The sequence below is a fragment of the Friedmanniella luteola genome (assembly GCF_900105065.1).
In the GTDB taxonomy this organism is placed as follows: Bacteria; Actinomycetota; Actinomycetes; order Propionibacteriales; family Propionibacteriaceae; genus Microlunatus; species Microlunatus luteolus.
This window is the reverse complement of the sequence record NZ_LT629749.1, coordinates 1,644,085-1,664,906: the sequence shown is the minus strand read 5'-3', so window position 1 is coordinate 1,664,906 and position 20,822 is coordinate 1,644,085. Positions and strand designations below refer to the sequence as shown.

At 67.9% G+C, this 20,822-nt stretch carries 23 protein-coding genes and 2 pseudogenes; 12 read left to right on the top strand and 13 right to left on the bottom strand.

Annotated elements, in window-relative coordinates:
- Positions 1-124: 124 nt before the first annotated feature.
- Positions 125-907, top strand: coding sequence for an alpha/beta fold hydrolase (locus BLT72_RS07870; protein ID WP_091411767.1), 783 nt, complete (start codon positions 125-127; stop codon positions 905-907).
- Between the two features lie 335 nt (positions 908-1,242).
- Here the strand turns inward: BLT72_RS07870 and BLT72_RS07865 are convergent, their stop codons facing one another.
- The gene (locus tag BLT72_RS07865; RefSeq protein WP_197677230.1) at positions 1,243-1,668 is read right to left on the bottom strand and encodes an ester cyclase; all 426 of its coding nucleotides are present in this window, start codon (positions 1,666-1,668) and stop codon (positions 1,243-1,245) included.
- A 396-nt stretch (positions 1,669-2,064) separates the two neighbouring features.
- Complete coding sequence (locus BLT72_RS07860) at positions 2,065-2,643, bottom strand: TetR/AcrR family transcriptional regulator (protein ID WP_091411765.1); 579 nt, start codon at positions 2,641-2,643, stop codon at positions 2,065-2,067.
- A 76-nt stretch (positions 2,644-2,719) separates the two neighbouring features.
- Here BLT72_RS07860 and BLT72_RS07855 point away from each other — a divergent pair, with 76 nt between their 5' ends.
- Both BLT72_RS07855 and BLT72_RS07850 read left to right on the top strand, forming a co-directional pair.
- A complete protein-coding gene (locus BLT72_RS07855; RefSeq protein WP_157720344.1) occupies positions 2,720-3,634 on the top strand; it encodes an NmrA family NAD(P)-binding protein in 915 nt (304 codons plus the stop codon).
- Between the two features lie 32 nt (positions 3,635-3,666).
- Positions 3,667-4,218 (top strand): cupin domain-containing protein, encoded by a 552-nt coding sequence (locus tag BLT72_RS07850; RefSeq protein WP_091411761.1) that lies wholly within the window; start codon positions 3,667-3,669, stop codon positions 4,216-4,218.
- Between the two features lie 1,096 nt (positions 4,219-5,314).
- Here the strand turns inward: BLT72_RS07850 and BLT72_RS07835 are convergent.
- From BLT72_RS07835 to BLT72_RS22120, 4 genes are read right to left on the bottom strand one after another with little or no spacing between them, the layout of a single operon-like run.
- On the bottom strand, positions 5,315-5,713 hold the full coding sequence (locus BLT72_RS07835) for a VOC family protein (protein ID WP_157720343.1): 399 nt from the start codon (positions 5,711-5,713) through the stop codon (positions 5,315-5,317).
- Between the two features lie 46 nt (positions 5,714-5,759).
- Entirely contained in the window at positions 5,760-6,095 is a 336-nt protein-coding gene (locus tag BLT72_RS07830; protein ID WP_091411751.1) for a YciI family protein, read from the bottom strand.
- Positions 6,077-6,436, bottom strand: a complete 360-nt coding sequence (locus BLT72_RS22125; RefSeq protein WP_157720342.1) for a hypothetical protein — start codon at positions 6,434-6,436, stop codon at positions 6,077-6,079. Before BLT72_RS22125 ends, BLT72_RS07830 begins: the two co-directional genes overlap by 19 nt.
- The gene (locus BLT72_RS22120; RefSeq protein WP_157720341.1) at positions 6,433-6,579 is read right to left on the bottom strand and encodes a hypothetical protein; all 147 of its coding nucleotides are present in this window, start codon (positions 6,577-6,579) and stop codon (positions 6,433-6,435) included. The genes BLT72_RS22125 and BLT72_RS22120 overlap by 4 nt, the downstream gene beginning before the upstream one ends.
- A 564-nt stretch (positions 6,580-7,143) precedes the next feature.
- Here BLT72_RS22120 and BLT72_RS07825 point away from each other — a divergent pair.
- On the top strand, positions 7,144-7,956 hold the full coding sequence (locus BLT72_RS07825) for an oxidoreductase (protein WP_231930422.1): 813 nt from the start codon (positions 7,144-7,146) through the stop codon (positions 7,954-7,956).
- A 665-nt stretch (positions 7,957-8,621) separates the two neighbouring features.
- Here BLT72_RS07825 and BLT72_RS22485 read toward each other — a convergent pair.
- From BLT72_RS22485 to BLT72_RS07805, 4 genes and pseudogenes are all read right to left on the bottom strand, one after another.
- A complete protein-coding gene (locus BLT72_RS22485; protein ID WP_091411744.1) occupies positions 8,622-8,834 on the bottom strand; it encodes a hypothetical protein in 213 nt (70 codons plus the stop codon).
- 45 nt (positions 8,835-8,879) lie between these two features.
- A pseudogene (locus BLT72_RS23505) lies at positions 8,880-8,951 on the bottom strand (HNH endonuclease); the annotation flags it as partial.
- Between the two features lie 284 nt (positions 8,952-9,235).
- Positions 9,236-9,604: pseudogene (locus BLT72_RS23500) on the bottom strand (helix-turn-helix domain-containing protein); the annotation flags it as partial.
- Between the two features lie 32 nt (positions 9,605-9,636).
- Entirely contained in the window at positions 9,637-10,140 is a 504-nt protein-coding gene (locus BLT72_RS07805; RefSeq protein WP_197677229.1) for a MarR family winged helix-turn-helix transcriptional regulator, read from the bottom strand.
- A gap of 344 nt (positions 10,141-10,484) precedes the next feature.
- Between BLT72_RS07805 and BLT72_RS07800 the strand changes: the two genes are divergently transcribed.
- The 7 genes from BLT72_RS07800 to BLT72_RS07770 all read left to right on the top strand — a co-directional run bounded on the left by BLT72_RS07800 (position 10,485) and on the right by BLT72_RS07770 (position 15,335).
- Complete coding sequence (locus tag BLT72_RS07800) at positions 10,485-11,048, top strand: hypothetical protein (protein ID WP_157720340.1); 564 nt, start codon at positions 10,485-10,487, stop codon at positions 11,046-11,048.
- A gap of 111 nt (positions 11,049-11,159) precedes the next feature.
- Positions 11,160-12,059, top strand: coding sequence for a S26 family signal peptidase (locus tag BLT72_RS07795; protein WP_091411737.1), 900 nt, complete (start codon positions 11,160-11,162; stop codon positions 12,057-12,059).
- The gene (locus BLT72_RS23285) at positions 12,056-12,931 is read left to right on the top strand and encodes a LamG domain-containing protein (protein ID WP_157720339.1); all 876 of its coding nucleotides are present in this window, start codon (positions 12,056-12,058) and stop codon (positions 12,929-12,931) included. The genes BLT72_RS07795 and BLT72_RS23285 overlap by 4 nt, the downstream gene beginning before the upstream one ends.
- 172 nt (positions 12,932-13,103) lie before the next feature.
- Positions 13,104-13,934, top strand: a complete 831-nt coding sequence (locus BLT72_RS07785) for a sensor histidine kinase (RefSeq protein ID WP_157720338.1) — start codon at positions 13,104-13,106, stop codon at positions 13,932-13,934.
- Positions 13,931-14,113, top strand: coding sequence for a DUF1059 domain-containing protein (locus BLT72_RS07780; RefSeq protein WP_091411730.1), 183 nt, complete (start codon positions 13,931-13,933; stop codon positions 14,111-14,113). The genes BLT72_RS07785 and BLT72_RS07780 overlap by 4 nt, the downstream gene beginning before the upstream one ends.
- A gap of 54 nt (positions 14,114-14,167) precedes the next feature.
- Positions 14,168-15,106, top strand: coding sequence for an EAL domain-containing protein (locus tag BLT72_RS07775; protein WP_197677228.1), 939 nt, complete (start codon positions 14,168-14,170; stop codon positions 15,104-15,106).
- Between the two features lie 34 nt (positions 15,107-15,140).
- Entirely contained in the window at positions 15,141-15,335 is a 195-nt protein-coding gene (locus tag BLT72_RS07770; RefSeq protein ID WP_091411728.1) for a hypothetical protein, read from the top strand.
- Between the two features lie 139 nt (positions 15,336-15,474).
- Here the strand turns inward: BLT72_RS07770 and BLT72_RS07765 are convergent, their stop codons facing one another.
- Positions 15,475-16,194, bottom strand: coding sequence for a class F sortase (locus tag BLT72_RS07765; RefSeq protein ID WP_091411726.1), 720 nt, complete (start codon positions 16,192-16,194; stop codon positions 15,475-15,477).
- An 11-nt stretch (positions 16,195-16,205) separates the two neighbouring features.
- A complete protein-coding gene (locus BLT72_RS07760) occupies positions 16,206-16,940 on the bottom strand; it encodes a CHRD domain-containing protein (protein ID WP_197677227.1) in 735 nt (244 codons plus the stop codon).
- A 1,014-nt stretch (positions 16,941-17,954) separates the two neighbouring features.
- Here BLT72_RS07760 and BLT72_RS07755 point away from each other — a divergent pair.
- Entirely contained in the window at positions 17,955-18,674 is a 720-nt protein-coding gene (locus BLT72_RS07755) for an SH3 domain-containing protein (protein WP_157720337.1), read from the top strand.
- Between the two features lie 1,183 nt (positions 18,675-19,857).
- On the opposite strand, the gene BLT72_RS07745 is transcribed toward BLT72_RS07755, so the two are convergent.
- Positions 19,858-20,730 (bottom strand): tyrosine-type recombinase/integrase, encoded by an 873-nt coding sequence (locus tag BLT72_RS07745; RefSeq protein ID WP_197677226.1) that lies wholly within the window; start codon positions 20,728-20,730, stop codon positions 19,858-19,860.
- Positions 20,731-20,822 lie beyond the last annotated feature (92 nt).

Genomic DNA, 20,822 nt, shown 5'->3' with positions numbered 1-20,822 from the left:
GGTGGTGGCCATGCCTCTACCCCCGAGGGCCCGCCTCACCGTGGCCGCTACGGTCGTGTGCCGCGAGGGCATCCGCGTGTTGTGACCACGTTGGCCGAGATCGGCGTGAGATAGCGTTCCGAGCGTGACGTTGAGTTACGTGAGACGCGGAAGCGGCAGCCCGCTGTTGCTGGTGCACGGTCTAGGCGCAGGATGGCGATCTTGGTCCCCGCTGATGGACGAACTGGCGGAGCGCCGCGAAGTGGTGGCCGTCGACCTACCGGGGTTCGGCAACACGCCACCCTTGACCGGCGAGGTCTCGATCGCCACTTTGACCGACTCTGTCGCCGAGTTCATCCGCGAGCAGGGGCTGGACGGGGTCGCCACAGTCGGCCAGTCGATGGGCGGCCGAATCGTGCTCGAGCTCGCGCGGCGGGGAGTCGGCGGCGACACCGTGTCCCTAGACCCAGGCGGCTTCTGGAGCGACCGAGAACGCCTCGTGTTCGGCGCCACGCTGCGACCGTCGATCTCCTTGGTCCGAGCGCTGCGCGGAAGGTTGCCGTCACTGCTTGACAGCACCGTAGGCAGAACTTTGCTGTTGGCGCAGTTCTCGGCGCGACCCTGGGCGCTCTCGCGAGAGACCGTGCTGCCGGACCTGAGCGGGCTGGCTGACGCCCCGTCGACGAACGCCGCCATGGACGCCCTGACCAAAGGGCCCAAGCAGCGGGGCGCCCCGGCGGGCACAGTGCCCGGCCGGGTCACGATCGGTTGGGGGCGTCGTGACTTGGTGACGGTGCCTAGACAGGCCGCACGTGCCACGGAGTTGTTCCCCGACGCCGTTCTGCATTGGTTCGAGCGGTGCGGTCACTTTCCGCAATGGGACGCACCGCACGAAGCGGCCCGGCTGATCCTGGGCGGCACCAATTGAGGCCGGTTGCTCGGCCGGCCCATGACAGCACCCCTCGCAGTCGGCGCATCCCTTGCGGTGACCTGTGCGGCTTGTTGGGGCAACCTGGTGCTCACTGCACGCCATTCCGCCTGCGGTGCACCGCTGGACGGTCGGCTTTCGGGTGGTTGTCGATGTCGGCGAAGTAGGACTGGCTGACCTTGGTAGTCGTGGGCCTGGACCGAGGTCTTGACGCTACGGGCGCACCGTGGCTGGAGGCGAGCCTGAAGATTTGGTCGGTTAGGACGCCGGCCGAGAAACCGACCGGTACGCCCGTGCATCGCGGGCGGCCTCGAGTAGTGCCCCCGTCGGCAGCCTCATGTAGTGGAGAGACCGAGTTGGGTGAGGATGCCGAGCTGGTCGCTGCTGCCCCACCGTTCGACGAGCTTGCCGTCGGCGAAACGGCTGATCTGCATCCCGCGGACACGGAAGGTTCGGCCGGTCGGCTCGTGGCCCTGGAACGGTCCGGAGTGAGTACCGGAGACGGCGTAGGCGAAGGCGACGTTGTCGTCGTCAGCCACGAGATGCTCGACCTCGATCTTCAGATCCGGGAACGCCGCCCGCAGCTCGGCAAACATCGTGCGGTACCCCTGCGGCCCCGGCACCTGACCCGGTGCTGGGTCATGGTCCACCGAGGCGGCAGCAACGAGGTCGTCGAAGGCTAGGCTGCCCGAGTTCACCGCCTCCCCGAAGGCCGTCTGCGCAGCCAGGTTGGTGTCCTTAGTTTTGGAAAATATGCTCACGGTTCTCTCTCCCTCGCATGATGAGTTTCAACAGAGCTGACGATCTGGCCGGCGACGCTGGAGCGAGCCCGCACGGCACAGCTGGCGACGACCTCGGCTATGCACCGTCACCGGCCTCGTTGTGAAGCCTAGATCTGCCCGGGCAGGTGCCGTGACCGGGCTGGCCTAGGCAGGTTTGCGCGGTCAGCTGTCAGGCTCGGCGCGGACGGAACTGACGCCTACCGCAGTGAGGCCGACCGCCGGTCAGACTGTCGACTAAGGCGTCGGCCACTGACGCGCTCCGCACGAGGGTCGCTTTCGGGGGCAGCGCTTGTTGCGCACCGATCAGATTCGGCCGGCGAACACCGTTCTCATGATCTCCGCCCGGCCGCGCGGCGGGGTGACGCGCCCGCGAGGTCAGCGCAGGAGGGGGAGGAGGAGGCGGTCGACGACCCGGACGACCATCTGCTCGTCGACGGCGAGTCCGAGGGCGGCTCCGCGGTGGAAGGCCAGAGCGGGGAACACCTCGCTGACCGAGGTCACGTCGGTGTCCGGTTGCGCTTCGCCGCGTTCGACGGCGCGGCTGATGACCTGGTGGAAGAGGGCTGTGTAGGGGCCGCCGATGGCTGCGGTGGCTGCAGTACGCAGCTCGTCCTCGTGCACCATCGCGGTCATCAGCCCTGCCAGGACGGCCTGGGTTCTTCCTTGGTGGACGTAGGTCCGTCCACACGCCAGGAGGTCCTCGCGCAGATCGCCGGTGTCAGGGACTGGTGGCACGTGGTACAGCTCGGCGACCGCGGCCACGACCAGAGCCGTCTTACCGGGCCACCGCCGATAGATCGTGGCTTTGGCCACCCCCGCCCGGGCGGCCACCCCCTCCACCGACAACCGGTCGAAGCCCTGCTCCAGCAACAGATCCTGCGTCGCACGCAGCACAGCAGCGTCCACGGTGACGTCTCGCGGGCGACCCGCCCCCCGCACCACTGCCTCGGCCATGACCCCATCCTACCAGTTGCAATACGCTACGGTAGCGTATTAGATTAGCAGCGGCTCCTAGATGAGGGTCCAACCGATGGAGGTCTTGATGACGACAGTGCTGATCGCCGGCTCAACCGGCATGCTCGGGAAGTTGATCGCCGCCCATCTGCTCGACCAGGACGGAGTCGAGGTGCGTCTGATGGCGCGCGACTCGACCCGTCCCGATCCTGAGAAGGCCGCCGCTCTGGAGGGCCTGACCGCTCGCGGCGCAGTACTGGTACCAGGCGATGTCAACGATCCGGCCTCCCTGGCGGAGGCAACCCGCGGCGTCGACGTCGTCGTCTCAGCGCTCCAGGGCGGGCCGACGGTCATCATCGACGGGCAGGTCGCGCTGGCAGAAGCCGCAGTAGGCAACGGCGCACGCCGGTTCATCGCCTCGGACTTCGCCCTCGACCTGTTCGCCGCCCCCGAAGGTGCCCCCCAGTTCGCGATGCGCCGCCAGGCTGACGCCGCCATCGACGCTATGCCGCTCCAAGTCGTCCACATCCTCAACGGCGCATTCATGGACATGATGCTCTACCCGCAGACCGCCGGCATCGTCGACCTCCACACCGACACCGCCCGGCTATGGGGCACCGGCGACGAACCGTTCAACCTCACCACCGTCGACGACACCGCCCAGTTCACGGCGCGACTGGCCACCGACCCCGACGACATCTCCGGCGTCCGCCGGGTCTCGGGCGCCGAGACCACGTTCAACACGATCATCGCCAAGACCGGGACGCTCACCGGCCGCCCGCTCACCATCCAGGTCCTCGGCGACGCCGACGACCTCCGGCGCATCACCGCCGCCGCGCAGGACCCCTGGTCAGTGCTCACGGAGTGGTACTTCCTGTCGATGATCACCGTGCCGCCATTCGCGACCACCGACACCGACCGCTACCCCGACCTCCAGCTCACCACCCTCGACGACTACCTCACCGCCGCCCACCACGCCTCACAGTCCTGACCCAACCCCACCATCAGCAGGAGACCGGTCCCATGCCGAACACACCCTCCAACACCCTCGAACCCTTCCTCACCACACGTCAGGACGTCCCCAGCTACTGGATGGTCGACTCCTTGTGGTCCGTCCTCGCCCCCGCCGAAGCCACCGGCGGCGCACTCACCGTCCTCGACCAACTGATGCCCCGCCGCAGCGGCCCCCCACCCCACGTCCACGATCGGCTGCACGAGTACTTCTACGTCCTCGACGGCGCCATCCACTTCCAGATCCGGCAAGAGGTGACAACCGCCCACACCGGCACGCTGCTGTCCATCCCCGCTGGCACCGTCCACGGCTTCGCCGTCGCCAGCGACACCGCCCGGGTCCTCAACCTCTACACCCCTGGCGGCTTCACCGAACAGATCAGCTACCTCGGCACACCAGCCACCGAGCTACGCCTCCCCCGAGCCGACGAGCACCCCCCCACCAGCGCCGAACGCCGCAACGCCTACCTCACCCGATCCGCCCAGCTCAACACCCAACGATGGCTGCTCCCCGGCGAAGGCGAAGACCTCCTGGCCGACGACCGCGACCCCTTCCAACCCTGACCCACCACCATCACAACCTCTTAGCGACCCTCACCGAGTCGAGAAAACCTCGTCCCCACACGCCGCTTCGCCCGCAGTTTCAACGAGCCTCCCGCTGCAGCCAACGCATGCGTCCCGTACCACGGTCGGCCACGAACCTGCTCCGCACGAGGGTCGGTCACTGACGTGCTCCGCACGAGGGTCGGTCACTGACGTGCTCCGCACGAGGGTCGGTCACTGACGTGCTCCGCACGGAGGTCGGCCACCGCATGCGCTTCGCGCAACGGTGAGCCGCTTTGAGGTTCGCCTCCTACTCTGATGCCCATGGCCAAGTTGTGGTGGCGATCCTTGGAGGAGTTTGAGCGTGACCTCAAGGGCGTGACCGATCCGCGCGTTCATAGAATGAGGGACTGGGCTGAGGCCCAAGAGCGATCCGCCGACGCCCCGGGCATCGGTCGCAATCCCAGGGCTCGCCGACAATTCCGGCAGATGCGTGACGCCAGCGACGCGGAGCTCTATCGGCGCGTGCTCCTCTGGCCGGAGTCGCAATAGCCGGTCGGCTTGCGTGCCTCCCGTCCCAGGCGACACCTTGAGAACCCACGCCCCAGCAAGGGATCGCCAGGGCCTACTGGCCCCGAATGCACCCGACGTTCGCTGGGAGACTAGTGATGTGGGGGGTAGCCGGCTCTCCTCAGATCTCTTTGCTCTGCGCGCTGAAGCATGGCTGCGATGTCGCGGGACACAGACAGCTGCTGCTCGCTCAGCGCATAGAGCGCTCGGAGTCCGGCCGCAATCTCAACCAACGTGTCGTTGGTCGCGATGGCGCGCATAGCGCGTCGCTGCTCAGGCTCGTTGAAGGACTCCAAGAAGCCGACGCGAGGTGTTCTCTGCACCACGTCGATAACCTACGGTGTCTGCCGCGACGGCGCTGGAGTTGTCTAGCAGGGTTATCAGCGTCACTCAGCCAGTTGTTGTCAGCGACTCCGCGGGCCGCACCTGCCATGCTCACTCAGCCGCTAGGGAGTAGGCCACTGCGTGCGTCCCGCACGAGGGTCGTCCACTGACGTCTCAGCACGAGGGTCGGCAACTGACGATGATGCGTCCGCATCCGTCGTAGCTAGGTGGACAGCTCGGTAAGGGCAATGGTGTTGCCGTCGGGGTCTTTGACCCAGGCGGCTTTGAGTCGGCCGTCGTCGAACACTCCGCGGGCATCAGTGCTGATCCCGGGCAGGTCGTAGTGCTCGAAGGTAACTCCTCGCGACGAGAGGTCGGTCATGGTCTCGTCGAGGTCGTCAACGAACCAGCCCGCCAGGGTTGCCGAGGACTTGCCTGCGTTGTCTGGCGAGAGGTATACGAAAATCCCCGTCCCCGCTGCGCAGGTATAGCGCACCCCTTGGTCCTCCACGTCCTGCCTCGGGCCAAGTCGCAGGCCGAGCTGGTCCTCATAGAACGCTCGGGCCTGATCGAGGTCTGACACGGCAATGACGACCTCGACCTTGTGTTCACTTAGTCCCACTTCTGGCTCCTCACCGATCGAAGGGTATTTCTGGAGCGGAGAACTCTCATTCCTCGCCCAGTGGGCGCACCTGAACTGTGCCCAGTTTGGCGACCGGATGCTGGGCGGCCACCGCCACCGCCTCGTCCAGGTCGGCGCAGTTGATCAGCTCGAAGCCGCCGATCTGCTCCGATGTCTCGGTGAACGGGCCATCCTCGAGCAGGACCTGATCATCTCGCACCCGCACCGACCGTGCATCGCTGATCGGTCCCAAGGGGCCGCCGACAGTGCGGATCCCCTGCTCCTCCAACGCCTTGGCCCACGCTTGGGAGTCGGCGGTCAACCCTGGCTGTGCGTTCGCCGCCGCAGACGCCTCAAAGCAGATCAATAGCAGGTAGCGCATGACGTCTCCTCGATTCGGGCTCGCCAGGCATCGGACACGACGTTCGGAGATGGATACCGGTCAGGACCGCCGATCCACGCGCTTCCCATGGTCAGGGTCAGCACATCGGGCAGCGGCTGGGGTCCGCGAGGTTGCTCAGGACCAGCTCGAAGCCGAGCCAGCGCGACGGTGGCGACCAGCTCGTTGATCGTCGCCCCGACCGCTCGCGCCGCCGCCAGGTCCTTCAGCCGCTGGCGCAGCAGCACCGCCCGATCTTCTCGGGACATGCCGGTCGCGGCCCACCGCGACCGGACCAGCCGGACCCACGACGCAAGAAGCCACTCCAGCTCCGGCTTGATCACAGCGCACTCGCCGCCTGCAGCTGGACCGTGCCCTGGCCGGCTTCAAGCTGCTCGAGCAGACGCCCCACCACGGCATTCAGGTTTCGCCACTGCCTTGACCAGCGTGCCAGTGCTGCCTCACCGGCGCTGGTCAGCGAGAGCACCGTGCGAGGAGACCCGACCAGACTCGTCACACTGGTCTCGTCCAGCAGGGCCCTGCTGGCGTAGCCGGTTGCCCACAGGGTAGAGGCTGCCGAAGCTCACGGCTCCAGTCCTCGGTCCGCCATCCGGCCGACAAGCGCGTACACGCGGTCGGGCTGTCGACCCACCATCGACAACACGCACATATCCAGCACGCCTCGATGCAACAGGCTGCGGCGCGGTTCGCGGGTCATCAGCCACCGGCATGAGCCGACGGTACTGTCCGCCGCACAGTAGTGCTAGGGGCTTGCTACTTGGTAGGTCAACTCATCGCACCCTTGCTGGTTGGGTCACGCCGGACCTTTGCTGCCTGCTGAATCGGTCATTGCAGTCTTCGTCCTCAGGGGCGGCCCCGCTAGTGCTTCAGATAGGGATCGGCTATCCGGGGTCCAGGAGAACTGGTTGTTGCCGTTGACACTGGTGAGTGACCTCCTTCGCGACAAGGGCGTGACAGTCGGGCGACGCTCGTGCGACATCCCTTGACACCGTGCTGGAGGAGGTGGCGCACTCGGGGTATGGACTCTCAGGTGTGGCTGATCACCGGCGCGTCGTCGGGCTTCGGACGCTCGGTCGCCGAAGCGGCGCTGGTCGAGGGGTTCACGGTGGTGGCAGCAGTGCGTCGTCCGGACGCCCTGGGCGAGCTCGCGGAGAAGGCGTCGGTAGTCGAGCTCGATGTCACCGACCTCGACGCCATGCCGGGGGTCGTGGATCAGGTCCTCGCGGAGCACGGACGCATCGATGTCCTGGTCAACAACGCGGGCCGCGGCCACCTCGGAGCCGCCGAGGAAACGACCGACGACGAGCTGCGGCAACTGATGGACCTCCACTTCTTCGGCCCGACCGCACTCACGCGGCTCGTCCTGCCGTCCATGCGGGACCGCCGCTCAGGTGCGATCGTGCAAATGAGCAGCATGGGTGGCCGCACGACCTTTCCGGGCGTAGGGGCGTACTCCGCGTCGAAGTACGCCCTTGAGGGATGGTCGGAAGCGCTGGCCGCCGAGCTGCAACCATTCGGCATCAAGGTCCTCATCGTCGAGCCCGGCGCCTTCCGAACCGGCTTCAACACTGCAGGCGCTATTGGTACCTCGACACCCATCGACGCCTATGACAACCAACTCGGGCCCTTGCGGAACCGCTTCGCCGAAGCCGACGGCCAGCAGCCCGGCGACCCTGCCAAGGCCGCCGCAGCCATCATTAGCGCCCTCGCCCAGCCAAACCCGCCACTGCATCTCCCCCTGGGTCCAGACGCCGTCGAGTCGATCCGCACCAACCTGGCAAACCAGCAAGCCGAACTCGACGCCTGGATCGAGCTAAGCAACAGCACGAACGTAGACCCCTGACCGCCACCCGCCACGACCTGCATTGGACAGGCACCTTCGAAGTGTCCCGCTTAAGGGTCGTCCACTGACCCGCTCCGCACGAGGGTCGTCCACTGCGTGCACGTCTGGTTCGCGACGATTGCTCGCACATGGACTAGAAGGCGGGCCCGCGTGTCAGCCTCTCGGTGAGCTGGTGCAGGTACTCGGGCGGTCCTGCTTCGGCGAACCAGAGCTCCGCCGCGTGGAGCGGAAACCAGGCCCTCACCTCGGCGGGATCAGCGTCGTAGCCCTCGACCAGCGCTCCGATGGATCGCGCGTCCTTGAGCGACGGCAGCCTCGGCTCCACGCCGTGCTCGGCTCCACAGATTCCACCGCGTCGCTCAACGGCCCCGAGCGGCGAGCCGTGGAAGTCCCGCGGCCCCTTGCGCCTGCCGCCGCGATGAGGTGCCTCTACCCGATCATGCCGGTGACCCGACCGGAAAGGCCAGACATCATGGACAATGAGGCTAAGCCTGCCCTCAGTGCGTCTACCAGGTCCGATCGCTGTCCAGTAGTCGAGCGCACTGATTGACGAGACTGCACAGCAGCATTCCCAGTCAGCTGACGATCGACACAGTCGGGATCGTTCAAGTTCGTGCGCCTCGCCCGTGGAGCGGCCATGACTGCTTTCGCAGGGGCAGGATCAATCAAGTCCCGAGGTGTTCCCAGCGGCGGCTGGCGCGGATGCTAGCGACGGTTTGCAAGCTGACGCCGTGGCGGGCAGCGAGGGCGGCGACGGTATCGGTGCTGGCCCTGATGGTGCGAGCCTGGGTTTCGCTGAGGTGCGCGTTCCAGTGCTTCTCGCCGTGGGCGAAGGCGCCGGCATCGGTCTTGATGCGGACTCGGTCGGCAGGAGTCATGGGTTGCAGGTGTGAAGGATTGACGCAATCGGGGTGGGGGCAGTCGGCGGTGCGGGTGAGCTCGTGGCCGTCGGGGACCGCTCCGTGGTGGTGTTTCCAGACGACCCGGTGGGCCAGACGTTTGCGCCTTGATAGCGGCCTTCACCGTAGCCGCTGCTGGTGTGTCCGCCGATCCAACGCAGGCAGGCGCCGTCAGCCGCAGTGCGGGCCTTCAGCCACTCGGCGAACGGCTGCTCGCCGCGGTCGGCAGGCTGGCGAAGGCCAGCATTCCTGAGATGGCGGGCGACTGTGTAGGGGTGGACCTGCAACTCGGCGGCGACCTCTTCGTCGGTCCGACCTCCGCCGATCCGAGCGGCCCACCAGATGGGGTCCGCAGGCAACTGGCGCTGCTGACGTAGCTGCACACCGGCAGCGAGGAGGAGCCGGCGGATGGTGCCGCGGCTCAAGCCCTGCTCGATTGCAAGGGCTCTCATGCTCGCACCGGCCTGGTAGCGGCGGACCAGCTCGTCGATCTGGTGATGACCTTCGGGCGGAATGACCGGCTTGTCGCGGCGTCGCCGGTCCGTCCGGGTCTCCTCGGCCTGGTCGACGACACCGGCAGAGTCCGAAGAAGGCTCGATGCCGACGTGGAACTGGTCTTGGTGGGTGGTGCTCAGCTCGTTCTCGTAGTCGACATCCTCGAGTGCGAAGCAGACCTTACCGCGTTCGTCGTCCAGCACGGTCGAGTCGAGGTCGTCGAACCTGACCGCGGCCGCCTGTCTGCCCACCATGACCCCGCCGTTCCGGTCCTTGTCCCCAGTGATCAGTCGCCGCCCAGGTCCTGGCTGAGGTGATGCAGCTGGGTGCGGAGCTCGGCCAGGGCGGCGGCGGGCAGTCGGGTCTGACACGCCACCCGATGTTGGACCCGCGCTGCCCGTCGTTCGAGCGCTCGACCGCCGGGGGTGAGGGTGATCCGCACGACCCGCCGGTCAGCAGCGTCGCGATTACGGAGCAGGAGGTCGGATTGCTCAAGACGCGTCAGCACAGGCAGCAGCCCATGCGCAGGCAAGCGCAGAGTCTCCGCCAACTCGGTGACGGTCTGATCGTCGTGCTCCCACAGCGCCATCAGCAGCAGGTACTGCGGGTAGGTCAGCCCCAGCTCGGCCAGCAGCGGCCGGTAGGCACGAACGATCTCGTTCGTCGCCGCGTACAGGGCGAAACACAGCTGCTCATCCAACCGCAGCCGGTCGGCGACCACAACCCGGTCGGGAAGCGCAACGGCGGTGACCGGCCGGTCATCGACCACCAGGTGCTGTTCAACGCTCACGGGCGGAGCGGCCACAGGTAGTGAAGTCACAGGTAGGCCTCCTTCGAGCGCATATCACCTCACGCGCGAAGTGATGTGTCAAGGACCACAGCGGGAGTCGGGACCTTCGTCCCGACCTCAGGAGCCGAAGGTCGCAACCAGACAGGACACCGTTGTCAACCTCACGCGTGATCCATAGAGTCCTGGCAGGCGGCGGGGGCGGCCTCTTCCGAAATGTCCACCGTTCTCCCGTCAGGAGCTGGTTCGTGTCCACGTCGTCACCTTCGGTTGGTTCCCCCCGTCGCCGGTTCACCCTGGCTGCCTTGCTGACCGGGGTATTAGGGGTGGTGGTATTGGCGCTGTCCATGAACTCCAGCCTGGCCGCGTTCACCGCCTCTATCACCAACTCGGTCAACACCGCCGCTGCCGGCACCGTGATCATGGAGGAGAAGAACGCCGCCGGCACCGTGACCTGCCTCTCCACCGACGGCACCGGCAACAACGTGGCCACCAACGCCGCCACCTGCGCCACGATCAACAAGTACGGCGGCTCGACCACCATGGTGCCGGGCCAGACGGTTTCGACCACGGTCACGATCAAGAACACCGGCACCGCGGCCGCCACCTCGTTCACGCTCGCTCCGGGCACCTGCACCCAGTCCGGCAACGTGTCGGGCAGCGCCACCGACTTCTGCGCCAAGCTCGGCATCGTGATCACTCAGACCGCTGGCACCACCACCAGCACCATCACCCCGGCGTCGTCGAGCCTGACCAGCCTCGCTGCCGGCGGGGCGCTGACCCTGGCCGCCCCGGTCGCCGCCGGCGCCACGGTCTCCTTCACCTTCGCCGTCACCCTGGCCGCCAGCGCGGGGAACACCTACCAGGGTCTGGCCGCCTCGCAGCCGTTGGTCTGGACCTTCACCGCCTGACCGAACCACCTAGACCTCCAGCGGTCCCGGCCCAACCTGAGCACGACGGGTTGGGTCGGGGCCGCAGGGTCCACCACACGATCTCTCGGGGATGAGGGAGCTCGAGCCGTCATGGCGTACACCGCTACCGTCCAAGGACTGGGCGGTGCCGCCGACCAGCGGTCGGCTCGTACCTCGATGGCGGCGGTGCTGGCGGGTTTGGCGGTGTGTCTGGTGCTGGTCACCGCCGGTACGGTGTGGCGGCTCACCGGCGGGAAGTGGGCGATCATCGAGACTCCCTCGATGGGAGTGGCCGCCCCGGTCGGGACGCTGATCTTGACCCGCCCCGCCCTGCCGGCCGACCTATCGGTGGGGGACATCGTCACCTACCGGCCGCGAAACATGCCCGACAACCTCATCACCCACCGGGTGGTCGCCATCCTGGACGACGGGTCGGTGCAGGTCCGCGGCGACATCAACGGCGCTGTTGACCCGTTCCCGGTCACCCAGGACGACCTGGTCGGTGAGGTCGTCGCTCACTACCGGGGGCTGGGCTGGCTGGTCCGCGGGCTGCCGACTCTCCTCTTGGGGATCGTCGTCCTCGTCATCGGGTCTGCGCTCTACGTGCCGACCCGGTGGCGTTCCAGCGTCCGCATCCTCGGCAGCACCATGCTGGTGGCGGTCACCTCGCTGATCGTTCGACCGTTCGTGCACCCCGTCTTGGTCACCGTGGCCGCCACCGGCGACGGGCTGCACGCCACCATCGTGTCTGGCGGCCTGCTCCCCACCCGGGTCACCGGCCTACCAGGGCATCATGTCGACCTCCACCTCGGCGAGGTCGGCTCCGTTCCCGTCGCCGCCAACGCAGCCGGCGGTCCGCTGATGGTCAACGGTGCCCCCCACCTGACCGGCTGGTGGCTGGTCGCCATGATCGTCGTCTGCCTCATTCCCCTGCTCTGGACCACAATCGTCGGCCTCACAGCCGAGCTGCCCACCGACACCTATCCCACCGACGAGGGGCGGCTGCCGTGACCCGCCGACCAGCCGTGGCGCGGCGCTGGCAGCACCTAGTGCGCGGGCCGCTCCGGCACCTGCTGATGGTCACTCTGGTTGTGGTGCTCGTGTTGAGTGCTGCCGCCGCGCTCGTGCCCGGTTCAAGGGCTGCGATCACCGCACAAGTCACCAACGGCACCAACGGCACCAAAGCTGCCGACTACTTCACCTGCGCAGCCGCCTACACCGCCAACACCCCCGGCATCTACTACAAGCTCGACGACACCGGGACGACGGCTGCTGACTCGGGCGCCAGCGCCCGCACCGGCACCTACCAGGGCGCGGTCACCAAAGGCGTCGCTGGCGCCTGCACTCGCGACACCGGCACCGCCATCACCCTCGACGGGACCACCGGCTACGTGAACTACGCGACAGCGCTGACCACCAACACCAGCTACACCAGCGAAGCCTGGATTCGGACCACCACCGCCCGCGGCGGCCTGATCACCGGGTTCGGCGCCGCCGCCACCGGCGCGTCGAGCACGACCGACCGCGTCCTCTACCTCACCAACACCGGCCGGGTCGCGTTCGGAGTCAACAACGCCGCCAAAGCCACCCTCACGACCCCCAACCCCTACAACGACGGCGCCTGGCACCACATCATGGCCACCGCCGGCCCCACCGGCCTCACCCTCTACGTCGACGGCACCGCCGTCACGACAAGCGCCACGGTGATCGCCGCCTCCTACAGCGGCAACTTCCGGGTCGGGTACGACAACCTCACCGGCTGGACCAACGCCCCCACCAGCAGCTTTCTTGCCGCCAGCGTCGACGACGTCGCCGTCTACGGACGCACCCTCACCGCCACCGACGCCCTCAACCACTACACCTCCGGACGCCGCCCCACCTAGCCCCCCACCGCCCGAAGCGCAACCCGACCGCAAACAAGCACCGACAACCCCTGGCTAGGATCTGACTGCCTCGGGGCCGACCGTGCAGGAAAGGAACAAGGCGTTGAACCGCCTCCATCTCGTCCCCGCTCTTCCCACGCCTGCCGAAGCCCGCGACATACGAGTCGCCGCCGTGCTGGACGTGCTGGCCGGTCAGGCAATCGCCACGGTCGCACAGCAGCGCGATGTGGACTTGGCGTTGCTGCGCCGCTGGACCGAGGACTTCCTCGCGGCCGGGACCGCCCAGGTCACCAACCAGCCCGACGCCGACGCTGCCCACCAACGCGACCGGTTCCTGGCCGCCTTCGCCCACGAGATGCGCACCCCCCTGGCCACGGCCACCGGCTGGGCCAGCATGCTCCGCAGCGGCGCGCTACCCCCGTCCGCGCTCCCCAGCGTTCTCGACAAGCTGGGGGCGGCTTTGGATCGGCTGACCGAACGGACCCTCGATGTCGAGCTCCTCGCCTCCTGTTCGCTGGGCCGCCTCACCCTCACCCAACAGCTCACCACGATCAGCACCCTGACCGGCCATCTGACCGGTCTGCCAGTGATCTCTGGGGCCGGCGCCACCACCCAAGTGTGGGTCGATCCCGACCGGTTCTCCCGCATCCTGCGTGACCTGTGGGACGCCGCCAACTCGCTGCCTGTTCCCCGCGCCCGCAGCCTGCACGTCCACCCGACCGCCGGCGGCTGGATGGAGTTCCGGGTCGTCCGCGACGCCGACCCGATCAGCCCCGACATCCTGCAAGCCCTGTTCGACCCCTTCGACGCCAACCATGACGGCACCGGCGTCACCATCGGTCTCTACCTCGCCCGCGCCCTCACAGTCGCCCACGGAGGCACCCTCGGCGTCGACCAAGACGACCAGCACGCCACCTTCTGGGTCCGCATCCCCCACCACCCCACACACCCGACCACAGCCCACCCATTCACCACCCCTGACCTCAACGAGGAGACCCGATGATCTTCAAGCTTGCCTGCGGCGACGTCATGCCCGGCTGCTCCGCCCGCTTCGAGAACACCAACCGCGCTCACCTCATGAACGACATCGCCCAGCACGCCGCCACCCACCACGGCATCACCACCATCACCCCCGACATCACCGCCGCCCTCGACAACCACATCCAGACAGCCGCCTCCTGACCATCACGCGACCCGGCCAACACCACCCGCCGCTCAACCTGTCGACGGAGAACAGTGACCATCCCCACGTCCTATCCGGCCAGACCATCAGCCACTGCCGTCACGATCGACGCGGTGCTCACCGAGCACCGTCTGCGGACGGTGTGGCAGCCCATCGTTGCTCTCGAGGACCGCTCGGTCGTCGCCTACGAGGCCCTCACCCGCGGCCCGGCCGGCACCGAGCTGGAGGGCCCGATCGCGCTCTTCGACGCCGCCCGGGCGGCGGGTCGCCTTGGTGAGCTGGACCGGGCCTGCCGCTCAGCGGCGCTGACGGCAGCCCTCGAGCAAGGCCTGTTCGCGCCGCTGCACCTCTTCGTCAACGTCGAGCCCGAAGTTCTCGACAGCGCTCCGGCGACCGAGTTGGCCGCGCTCGCCCACGCGAACCCCCGACTACTGGTGGTGCTGGAGATCACAGAACGGGCTCTGGCAGCCCGACCCGCCGAACTGCTCAGCACGGTGAGCCGGGTACGCGAGCTGGGTTGGAGGGTGGCCCTGGACGACGTCGGCGCGAACCCCGCTGCGCTTGCGTTCATGGAGATCCTGCGGCCCGACGTGGTCAAGCTCGACCTCCGACTCGTCCAGGACCGGCCCTCGCGCGCTATCGCCGAAATCATGAACGCGGTCAACGCCTACGCCGAACGGTCCGGTGCTCTGCTGCTCGCCGAAGGCATCGAAACCGAACCCACTGCGAGACCGCCGCCGCTCTCGGAGCCAGGCTGGGTCAGGGCTTGCTCTTCGGCCGCCCAACTGCCGACCCGCAAACCTGCCCCAGCGCACATCCCGGCACCCCTCCGGCTACCGAGCCCGCCCATCGAAATCCGCTCACACCTTTCCGACTCCCCCTTCGCCGCTCTACCGATCGGCACTGCGCTGCGGATCGCGCCCAAGAAGCTGCTGATCGAGCTGAGCAAGCAACTCGAACGCGAGGCCCTACGACCTGGTCCACATCGCTGAAGACCTGGTCGCCGCCGCGCCCGGAATCGCTGGCGTGACCGCCGTGAGGATCCGCTGGGTCGGGCACCAGCTCGACAGCGAAGCCACCGTCACCACGGACCCGGCCATGCCCGTCGGACGCTTCCACGAGCTCGAGCACGATCTCACCGACACACTGGGCCAGCAGCTGTCCAGCGCCCAAAGTCTCCGACTCGTGCCGGCCTCGCACCTGCACGGCTCGGACCGGTAACGCTGCCGCCGACTCCACGGCACTCCCCGCCAGCCGGCATCAGCCGACGTCGGAGCAGCACTTGCCTTCGCGGTCGCTAGCGGACAGCCAGATCGAAGTTGGTCTCCTCGGGCTCGCCCGAGTGGCCGACCACGATGAGTCAGCTGGTGCGGTGGCCGAAGACGATGACGTTGCTGAGGTAGTGGTCGACGGGGTCGAAGGGACCGCCGCAGGTGACGAGCCGGATCTGGGGCTGGTCGAAGTCGCCGTAGTAGACCTCGTCGGTGGGGAAGTCGTCCTTGGGGTAGACGGCGACCTTGTCGACGGTGAAGGTGACCCGGGTCTTGTCCCTTCGGGTGACGTGGATCTTGTCGCCCTTCTCGACCGCGCCGAGCCGGTAGAAGACGCCCGGCCCCTTCTTGCTGTCGACGTGGGCGCCGAGAACGGCCGGTCCGAGCTGGCCGGGCGTGGGTCCGTCGGCATACAGGCCGACCTCGTCGGCGCTGCCGGGCACGTTCAGGGTGCCGTCCTTCGCCACCTGGAGGTCGACGAAGCTGGTGGAGCGGATGCCGACCGAGGGGATGTCGAGGGCCGTCGGTGCCGAGGCCGGCAGGAAGGCGCCGATCCGGGTCTTGGGCTCAGCCGACGGCGCGGGCCGCGCCGGGGTCCGGCCTCCGCCGCTTCTCGCCGGGCTGGGGCTGGGTGCGCTCCTCGTCGGTTCCGGTGTCGGGCTGACGGTGACGACGGGTTCAGCGGCTGCCGGTTGCGGGGGTCCAGCCCGGCCCTGTACCCCGAGGGTGAGGACGACGATCCCGACGAGCAGCAGGACGACGGCAGCCGCCGCAGCGATCAGTCCGCTGCGACGGCCACCGTCTGCCATGGTTGCGTCCCTCAGGCCTGGGTGCGGAACCGTCGGACGGCGACGAACCCGCTGCCAGCGGCGGCCAGGAGGGCGCCACCACCGAGGGCGATCATCGTGGTGTTCGGTCCGGCGGCGGTCGCGCCACCACCCGTGGCCATCCCTCCGTCGGGGGCGGTGCTCAACACCCCGCACAGCGCGGGGTCGGTGGCCTCGGTCGGGAGGTCGGGGTTGAGGTCGCTCTTGGCCTTGCCGCTGTACTTGCCGTCGTGGTTGTGGTCCACGCCGTGGATGACGACCACCGACTGGCCGTCGGTGATGGCCTTGGCCACGTCGTCGGAGACCTTGATGCTGCCGCGCTCGTAGCTGATCTTGCCGCCCTTGGCGGTGTCGAACCGGTCGACCGCCAGTCCGCTGTCGGGGCTGGTGTCCCCGGTCTTGGTCAGCGACACCACGATGGCACCGTAGGCCGGGCCACCCTCGGTGGTGTTCAGGCGGCCGTTGCCGTCGCTGTCGTCGGAGGCGGTCGGGCACTCGTGCCGGGCGTCAGCGCCGAAGTGGATGTGCGCGGCGTGCGGGGCGTCGGCCAGCAGACCCATGGCGGCCATCGTCACGGTGATCGAGTTGCCGCTCACCTTCACCATCGCCGTGCCACTGCCGTCGACGCCGTTCTCCGCGACCGGCCGTAGGTTCGCGTGCACACTGCCCGTCGCCGCCAGCGCCGGACCGGCCCCGAACGCGGCCAGAGCCGCCGCACCGCACGCCACCCCAGCAAGTCTCTGAATATTCCGCATCTTTCCTCCTTGAAAGGGTGGAGGCTCCGGCGTCACGCCCGGATGTTCCGAGCCGCACGGCCTCACCGAAAAAGGTTCGACACCGACCACGGAAAGGATTGGTCGGCCCCATGACAGAGCAGCCGCCGGTGGGCGCCCGTGCGGATGGCTGAAGTTGCTACCGACCGTGAGAGCGTTGGTGGTGAGCCCAGCGTCCGTTCCCTGGAGACGCCGCCACTGGCTCGATGGCCGTCGTGATCGACCTTGGCTCAAGTTGCACTCGTCGCGGTAGCTGCGCGCTTGGGCTGGTCCTGTCACGGCTGGCAGGTGGGGCATCATGCGCCAGGGTCAGGCGTGGAAGTTCCGAGGCTGGTCGAGCTCAACGCTGCCCTGTCCGCCGAGGCCACCGACCGCGCAGTCTGCGGCGTCCTGCGCTGACCTCGTTCTTGCAAAGGCTGAGAAACAAGCTCGACTGAGCAGGAAGCCCGGACACCCTTCGGGTGTCCGGGCTTATTGGCATTCACCAGCTGTCGGTAGGCCACGACGTCGCAGCAGAAGCACAGCGCGCTCAGGGCAAGTGAACCTCTGAACAATTTCAGGCCCGGAGGCATCGCTGGCTGAGGCTGGTGTCGTCGGCCGGCAACTAGCTGAGCCCTCACCCGACTGCAGCGGCTTACTCCGCGGCATGGCGGCGAACCGTCGTTGTGGTGACAACTGCGGTTGAAGCGCCCCGCCGGGTCCGCCCTGACGTGGAGGACGACGTGGACAGCGGCGCGGACGGAGCAGCCAGCAGACATGGTGATTACCAGCACGTCGCAGCCCTCCGAAGTGAGAAAAGAACACCGACGACACCGTAATGGCACGTTCCAACGCTGAGCTTGTGGTAACGGTTCTATAACGCCTAGGGTCCCGGGGAACGTCGGGTTGTCGCTGCAGACGGAGTCGGACTGACACACCGAAACACGCACCACCTCTACCAACCTGGCCCTCGGGCCGCGAGGAGTCACCGTGGACACCAGACTGAGCCGTGCCATCGCGGCAAGCGCCGTAACCACTGCCCTGCTGTTCGCTGGGGCAGCACCGCTGCCAACGACAGCTCCCACGGCTGCTGCTGCGACAAGCGCCAGCGCCAGCGCCAGTAAGGCGACCGATGGCACAGCGCGGACCACCACTGCCAACCTCAACCTGCGCAAAGGCCCTGGCCGGTCCTACGGGGTGATCAAGGTGTTGCGGAAAGGCGTGAGAGTGACCCTGACCGGCCGGTCGAGCAACGGGTTTGCCCGAGTGCAGAACGCCAACGCGATCGGCTGGGTGAGCACCAAGTACCTGTCGACCTCCAAAGTGTCCACCAGGTCGGCGCCGGCACCAAGGTCGTCGGTCACGCCGAGAGGGCTCAAGCCGAACGCCGCCAGGACTTCCAACGCGGCGGTAGCGAAGTTCCCCAGGATCAAGACCGTCTACGGAGTCCGTCCTGGTGGAGGCGACCACGCGACCGGGCGGGCGGTGGATCTCATGATCCCCGCCTACAGGTCCACATCCGGCAAGCAGCTCGGCGGGAAGGTCGCCGCCTGGGCCAGGACCAACGCCAAGACGCTGGGGATCACCTACGTGATCTGGAACCAACACATCTGGAGTGCCAGACGCAGCAGTGAGGGCTGGCGCGCCATGGCCAACCGCGGCGGCGACTCCGCCAACCACAAGAACCACGTACACATCAGCGTGAAGTAGGCTGAGTGCTCGATTTTGGAGCCTGCCACCCCTGCAACCTTCCCCGGCTCAACCCTCATAGGCCTGCTCGGGGGGCTGCGAAAAGGGTCAGGAGGGACCGGAAGCATCAGTGACGCGGTGGGGAGTGTTCCGCCTCTGCCCTACTTTGCCGTCCGGTGCGTGACCCCTGGGCCTCACCTCATGCTGCTTCGAGCGTCCACTCGCCGAGAGACGTCCGCCGGGCGGGTGACCCAACGTCTGTGACGCACCGACGCAGGCCCCACCGGTCAACCGGCCGACCGGTCAACCGAGGGGTCGGACGCAGCTGCCGCTGTGCGGATTGGACCAAGACCGTCCCACCCGCAGGATTTAGAGCACTTTGTCGACTGCTCCTGTAGGACCGCTGGCAGCGGGAGTACGGCGAACACGGCCTGGCCGATGCCCGTCAGCGCGGCGAACTGGGCGCCGGCGTCGTGGTGGGCGAAGTCGACGTCACCGTCTCAGGCGATGACGACCACACACTTGCCGTGGAGGGCGTCCTCGCCGCCCACAGGCCGTCAGGGGCGTAGCGGTTGAGGTCGTCTAGCAGAGCCTGGTTATCGACGACCAGCTGCATCCGGTCCCACCCCACCACTAGCCGGCCCCTCCGCCCCGGCGGTTCGCCGAACACCGCCCAGTCGTCGGTGGTGGCCATCAGCACCGACACCGCGTTCGGCCCGGGAGTCAGGACCTTCCCGCACCTACGGCCCACAGCAGAGGCACGGTGTGCCCAGCATCTCAATTGCTCTGACTCGGCTGTCGTCAGCGGCCGGAGCCTGCCCCTGAGCCGGCACACCGGCGACGCAGCTTCGCAGTCTTCGACGCGACCAGCAGGGGTACGACCCAAAGATCGAAGTGCCACACACCTCTTGCATTGTCGGACCTGTGGACAACTTGGGCCCCGAGCTCGGGCCTCCGGCAGCGCCAACTCGTCACCTGCAGGGCTGCTCAGGAGCGCTCGACCAGTCACCACCGCTGACGCGTGGGCGACCCGAGCAAAGGGGTCCACCAGGACGAGAGGGTGCCGCCGCCGCTGGGACGAGCCAGCCCGGCCCGGGGACACCGCCAGACGTTGAAGGGCCGACGATCCCGGGCTCCCTCCGCTGCGAGTCACCACCCCGAAGACCGGGGGAACGTTGCCGAAGACGCCACTGACCAGGTCAGATCAAAGTTCCCCCAGGTTGAGCCGCCGTGCCTCCTCGGCGGCGCGGACCGACGCCTGGGCCTTGGTGCAGCGCAGCAGCATGTCGGGCCGGGTCCAGCCGGCCACCGCCATCAGCCCGCCCTCCGAACCGCCCTTGGCAAGCCAGCGGTGGGCCGCGGTGTGCCGGAGCAGGGGTGGGTGGAAACCCGCGATGCCGGCCGCCTGGGCCCGCATCGCGAGGGTCTTGTGCAGGGCGTCACAGGTGAAGCCCTTGCCGCGATCGCCCACCCAGAGGGCCGACTCCCCCGCCAGCCGGTGGCCCTTGCGGGCCCTCAGGTAGCGGTCGATCGCGGCGGCCGTCTCGACGGCCAAGGGGACCCGGCCGGTGCCGCCCTTGCCCCGACGGATGGTGGCGGTGGGCGGGTCGGACCGCAGGCTGAGGTCACCGGTCTGCAGGGCGACGACCTCACCGGCCCGGGCACCGGTGGTGAACACCAGCCGCACGATGACTTCGTCGCGCTTGTCGCGGACCTCGGGTCCGCGGCACGCCTTGAGCAGAGCGCGGAGCTGGTCGTCGCTCAAGGGTTCGACCACCGGCTTGTCGAGCTTGGGGGCCTTCAGCCCCAGCAGCGGGTCGCTGGCCTGCTCACCCTCCTCGGTCAGCCAGGCCGAGAAGCGCCGGACGGCGAGCTGCCGTGAAACCGCGGTCGCGGGCCGGGCGCCGTCGCTGAGCAGGTCGTCGACGAACTCGCGGAACTGCCGACGGTCGATCACCGCAGACCGCTCGGCCCGGGCGCACCAGGCCAGATAGGCCCGGACGCCGTCTCCGTAGGCCTTGACGGTCTGCGGCGACTTCCGCTCGGCGCGCAGGTGCAGCTTCCAGGAGCCGAGCACCTCGGCGAGGACAGCAGTAGGGACAGGACGCGCTCTGGCACGTCCTGACCTACCGCACTATCTCTGGACTAGAGCGCTGGGCGAGGTAGCGG

Bases quoted from the DNA above. Each gene is read 5' to 3' on its own strand.
- BLT72_RS07860 (WP_091411765.1), bottom strand. From the start codon at position 2,643: ATGGCCGAGGCAGTGGTGCGGGGGGCGGGTCGCCCGCGAGACGTCACC.
- BLT72_RS07855 (WP_157720344.1), top strand. From the start codon at position 2,720: ATGGAGGTCTTGATGACGACAGTGCTGATCGCCGGCTCAACCGGCATG.
- BLT72_RS07850 (WP_091411761.1), top strand. From the start codon at position 3,667: ATGCCGAACACACCCTCCAACACCCTCGAACCCTTCCTCACCACACGT.
- BLT72_RS07830 (WP_091411751.1), bottom strand. From the start codon at position 6,095: ATGCGCTACCTGCTATTGATCTGCTTTGAGGCGTCTGCGGCGGCGAAC.
- BLT72_RS22485 (WP_091411744.1), bottom strand. From the start codon at position 8,834: ATGACTCCTGCCGACCGAGTCCGCATCAAGACCGATGCCGGCGCCTTC.
- BLT72_RS07800 (WP_157720340.1), top strand. From the start codon at position 10,485: ATGAACTCCAGCCTGGCCGCGTTCACCGCCTCTATCACCAACTCGGTC.
- BLT72_RS07795 (WP_091411737.1), top strand. From the start codon at position 11,160: ATGGCGTACACCGCTACCGTCCAAGGACTGGGCGGTGCCGCCGACCAG.
- BLT72_RS07780 (WP_091411730.1), top strand. From the start codon at position 13,931: ATGATCTTCAAGCTTGCCTGCGGCGACGTCATGCCCGGCTGCTCCGCC.
- BLT72_RS07765 (WP_091411726.1), bottom strand. From the start codon at position 16,194: ATGGCAGACGGTGGCCGTCGCAGCGGACTGATCGCTGCGGCGGCTGCC.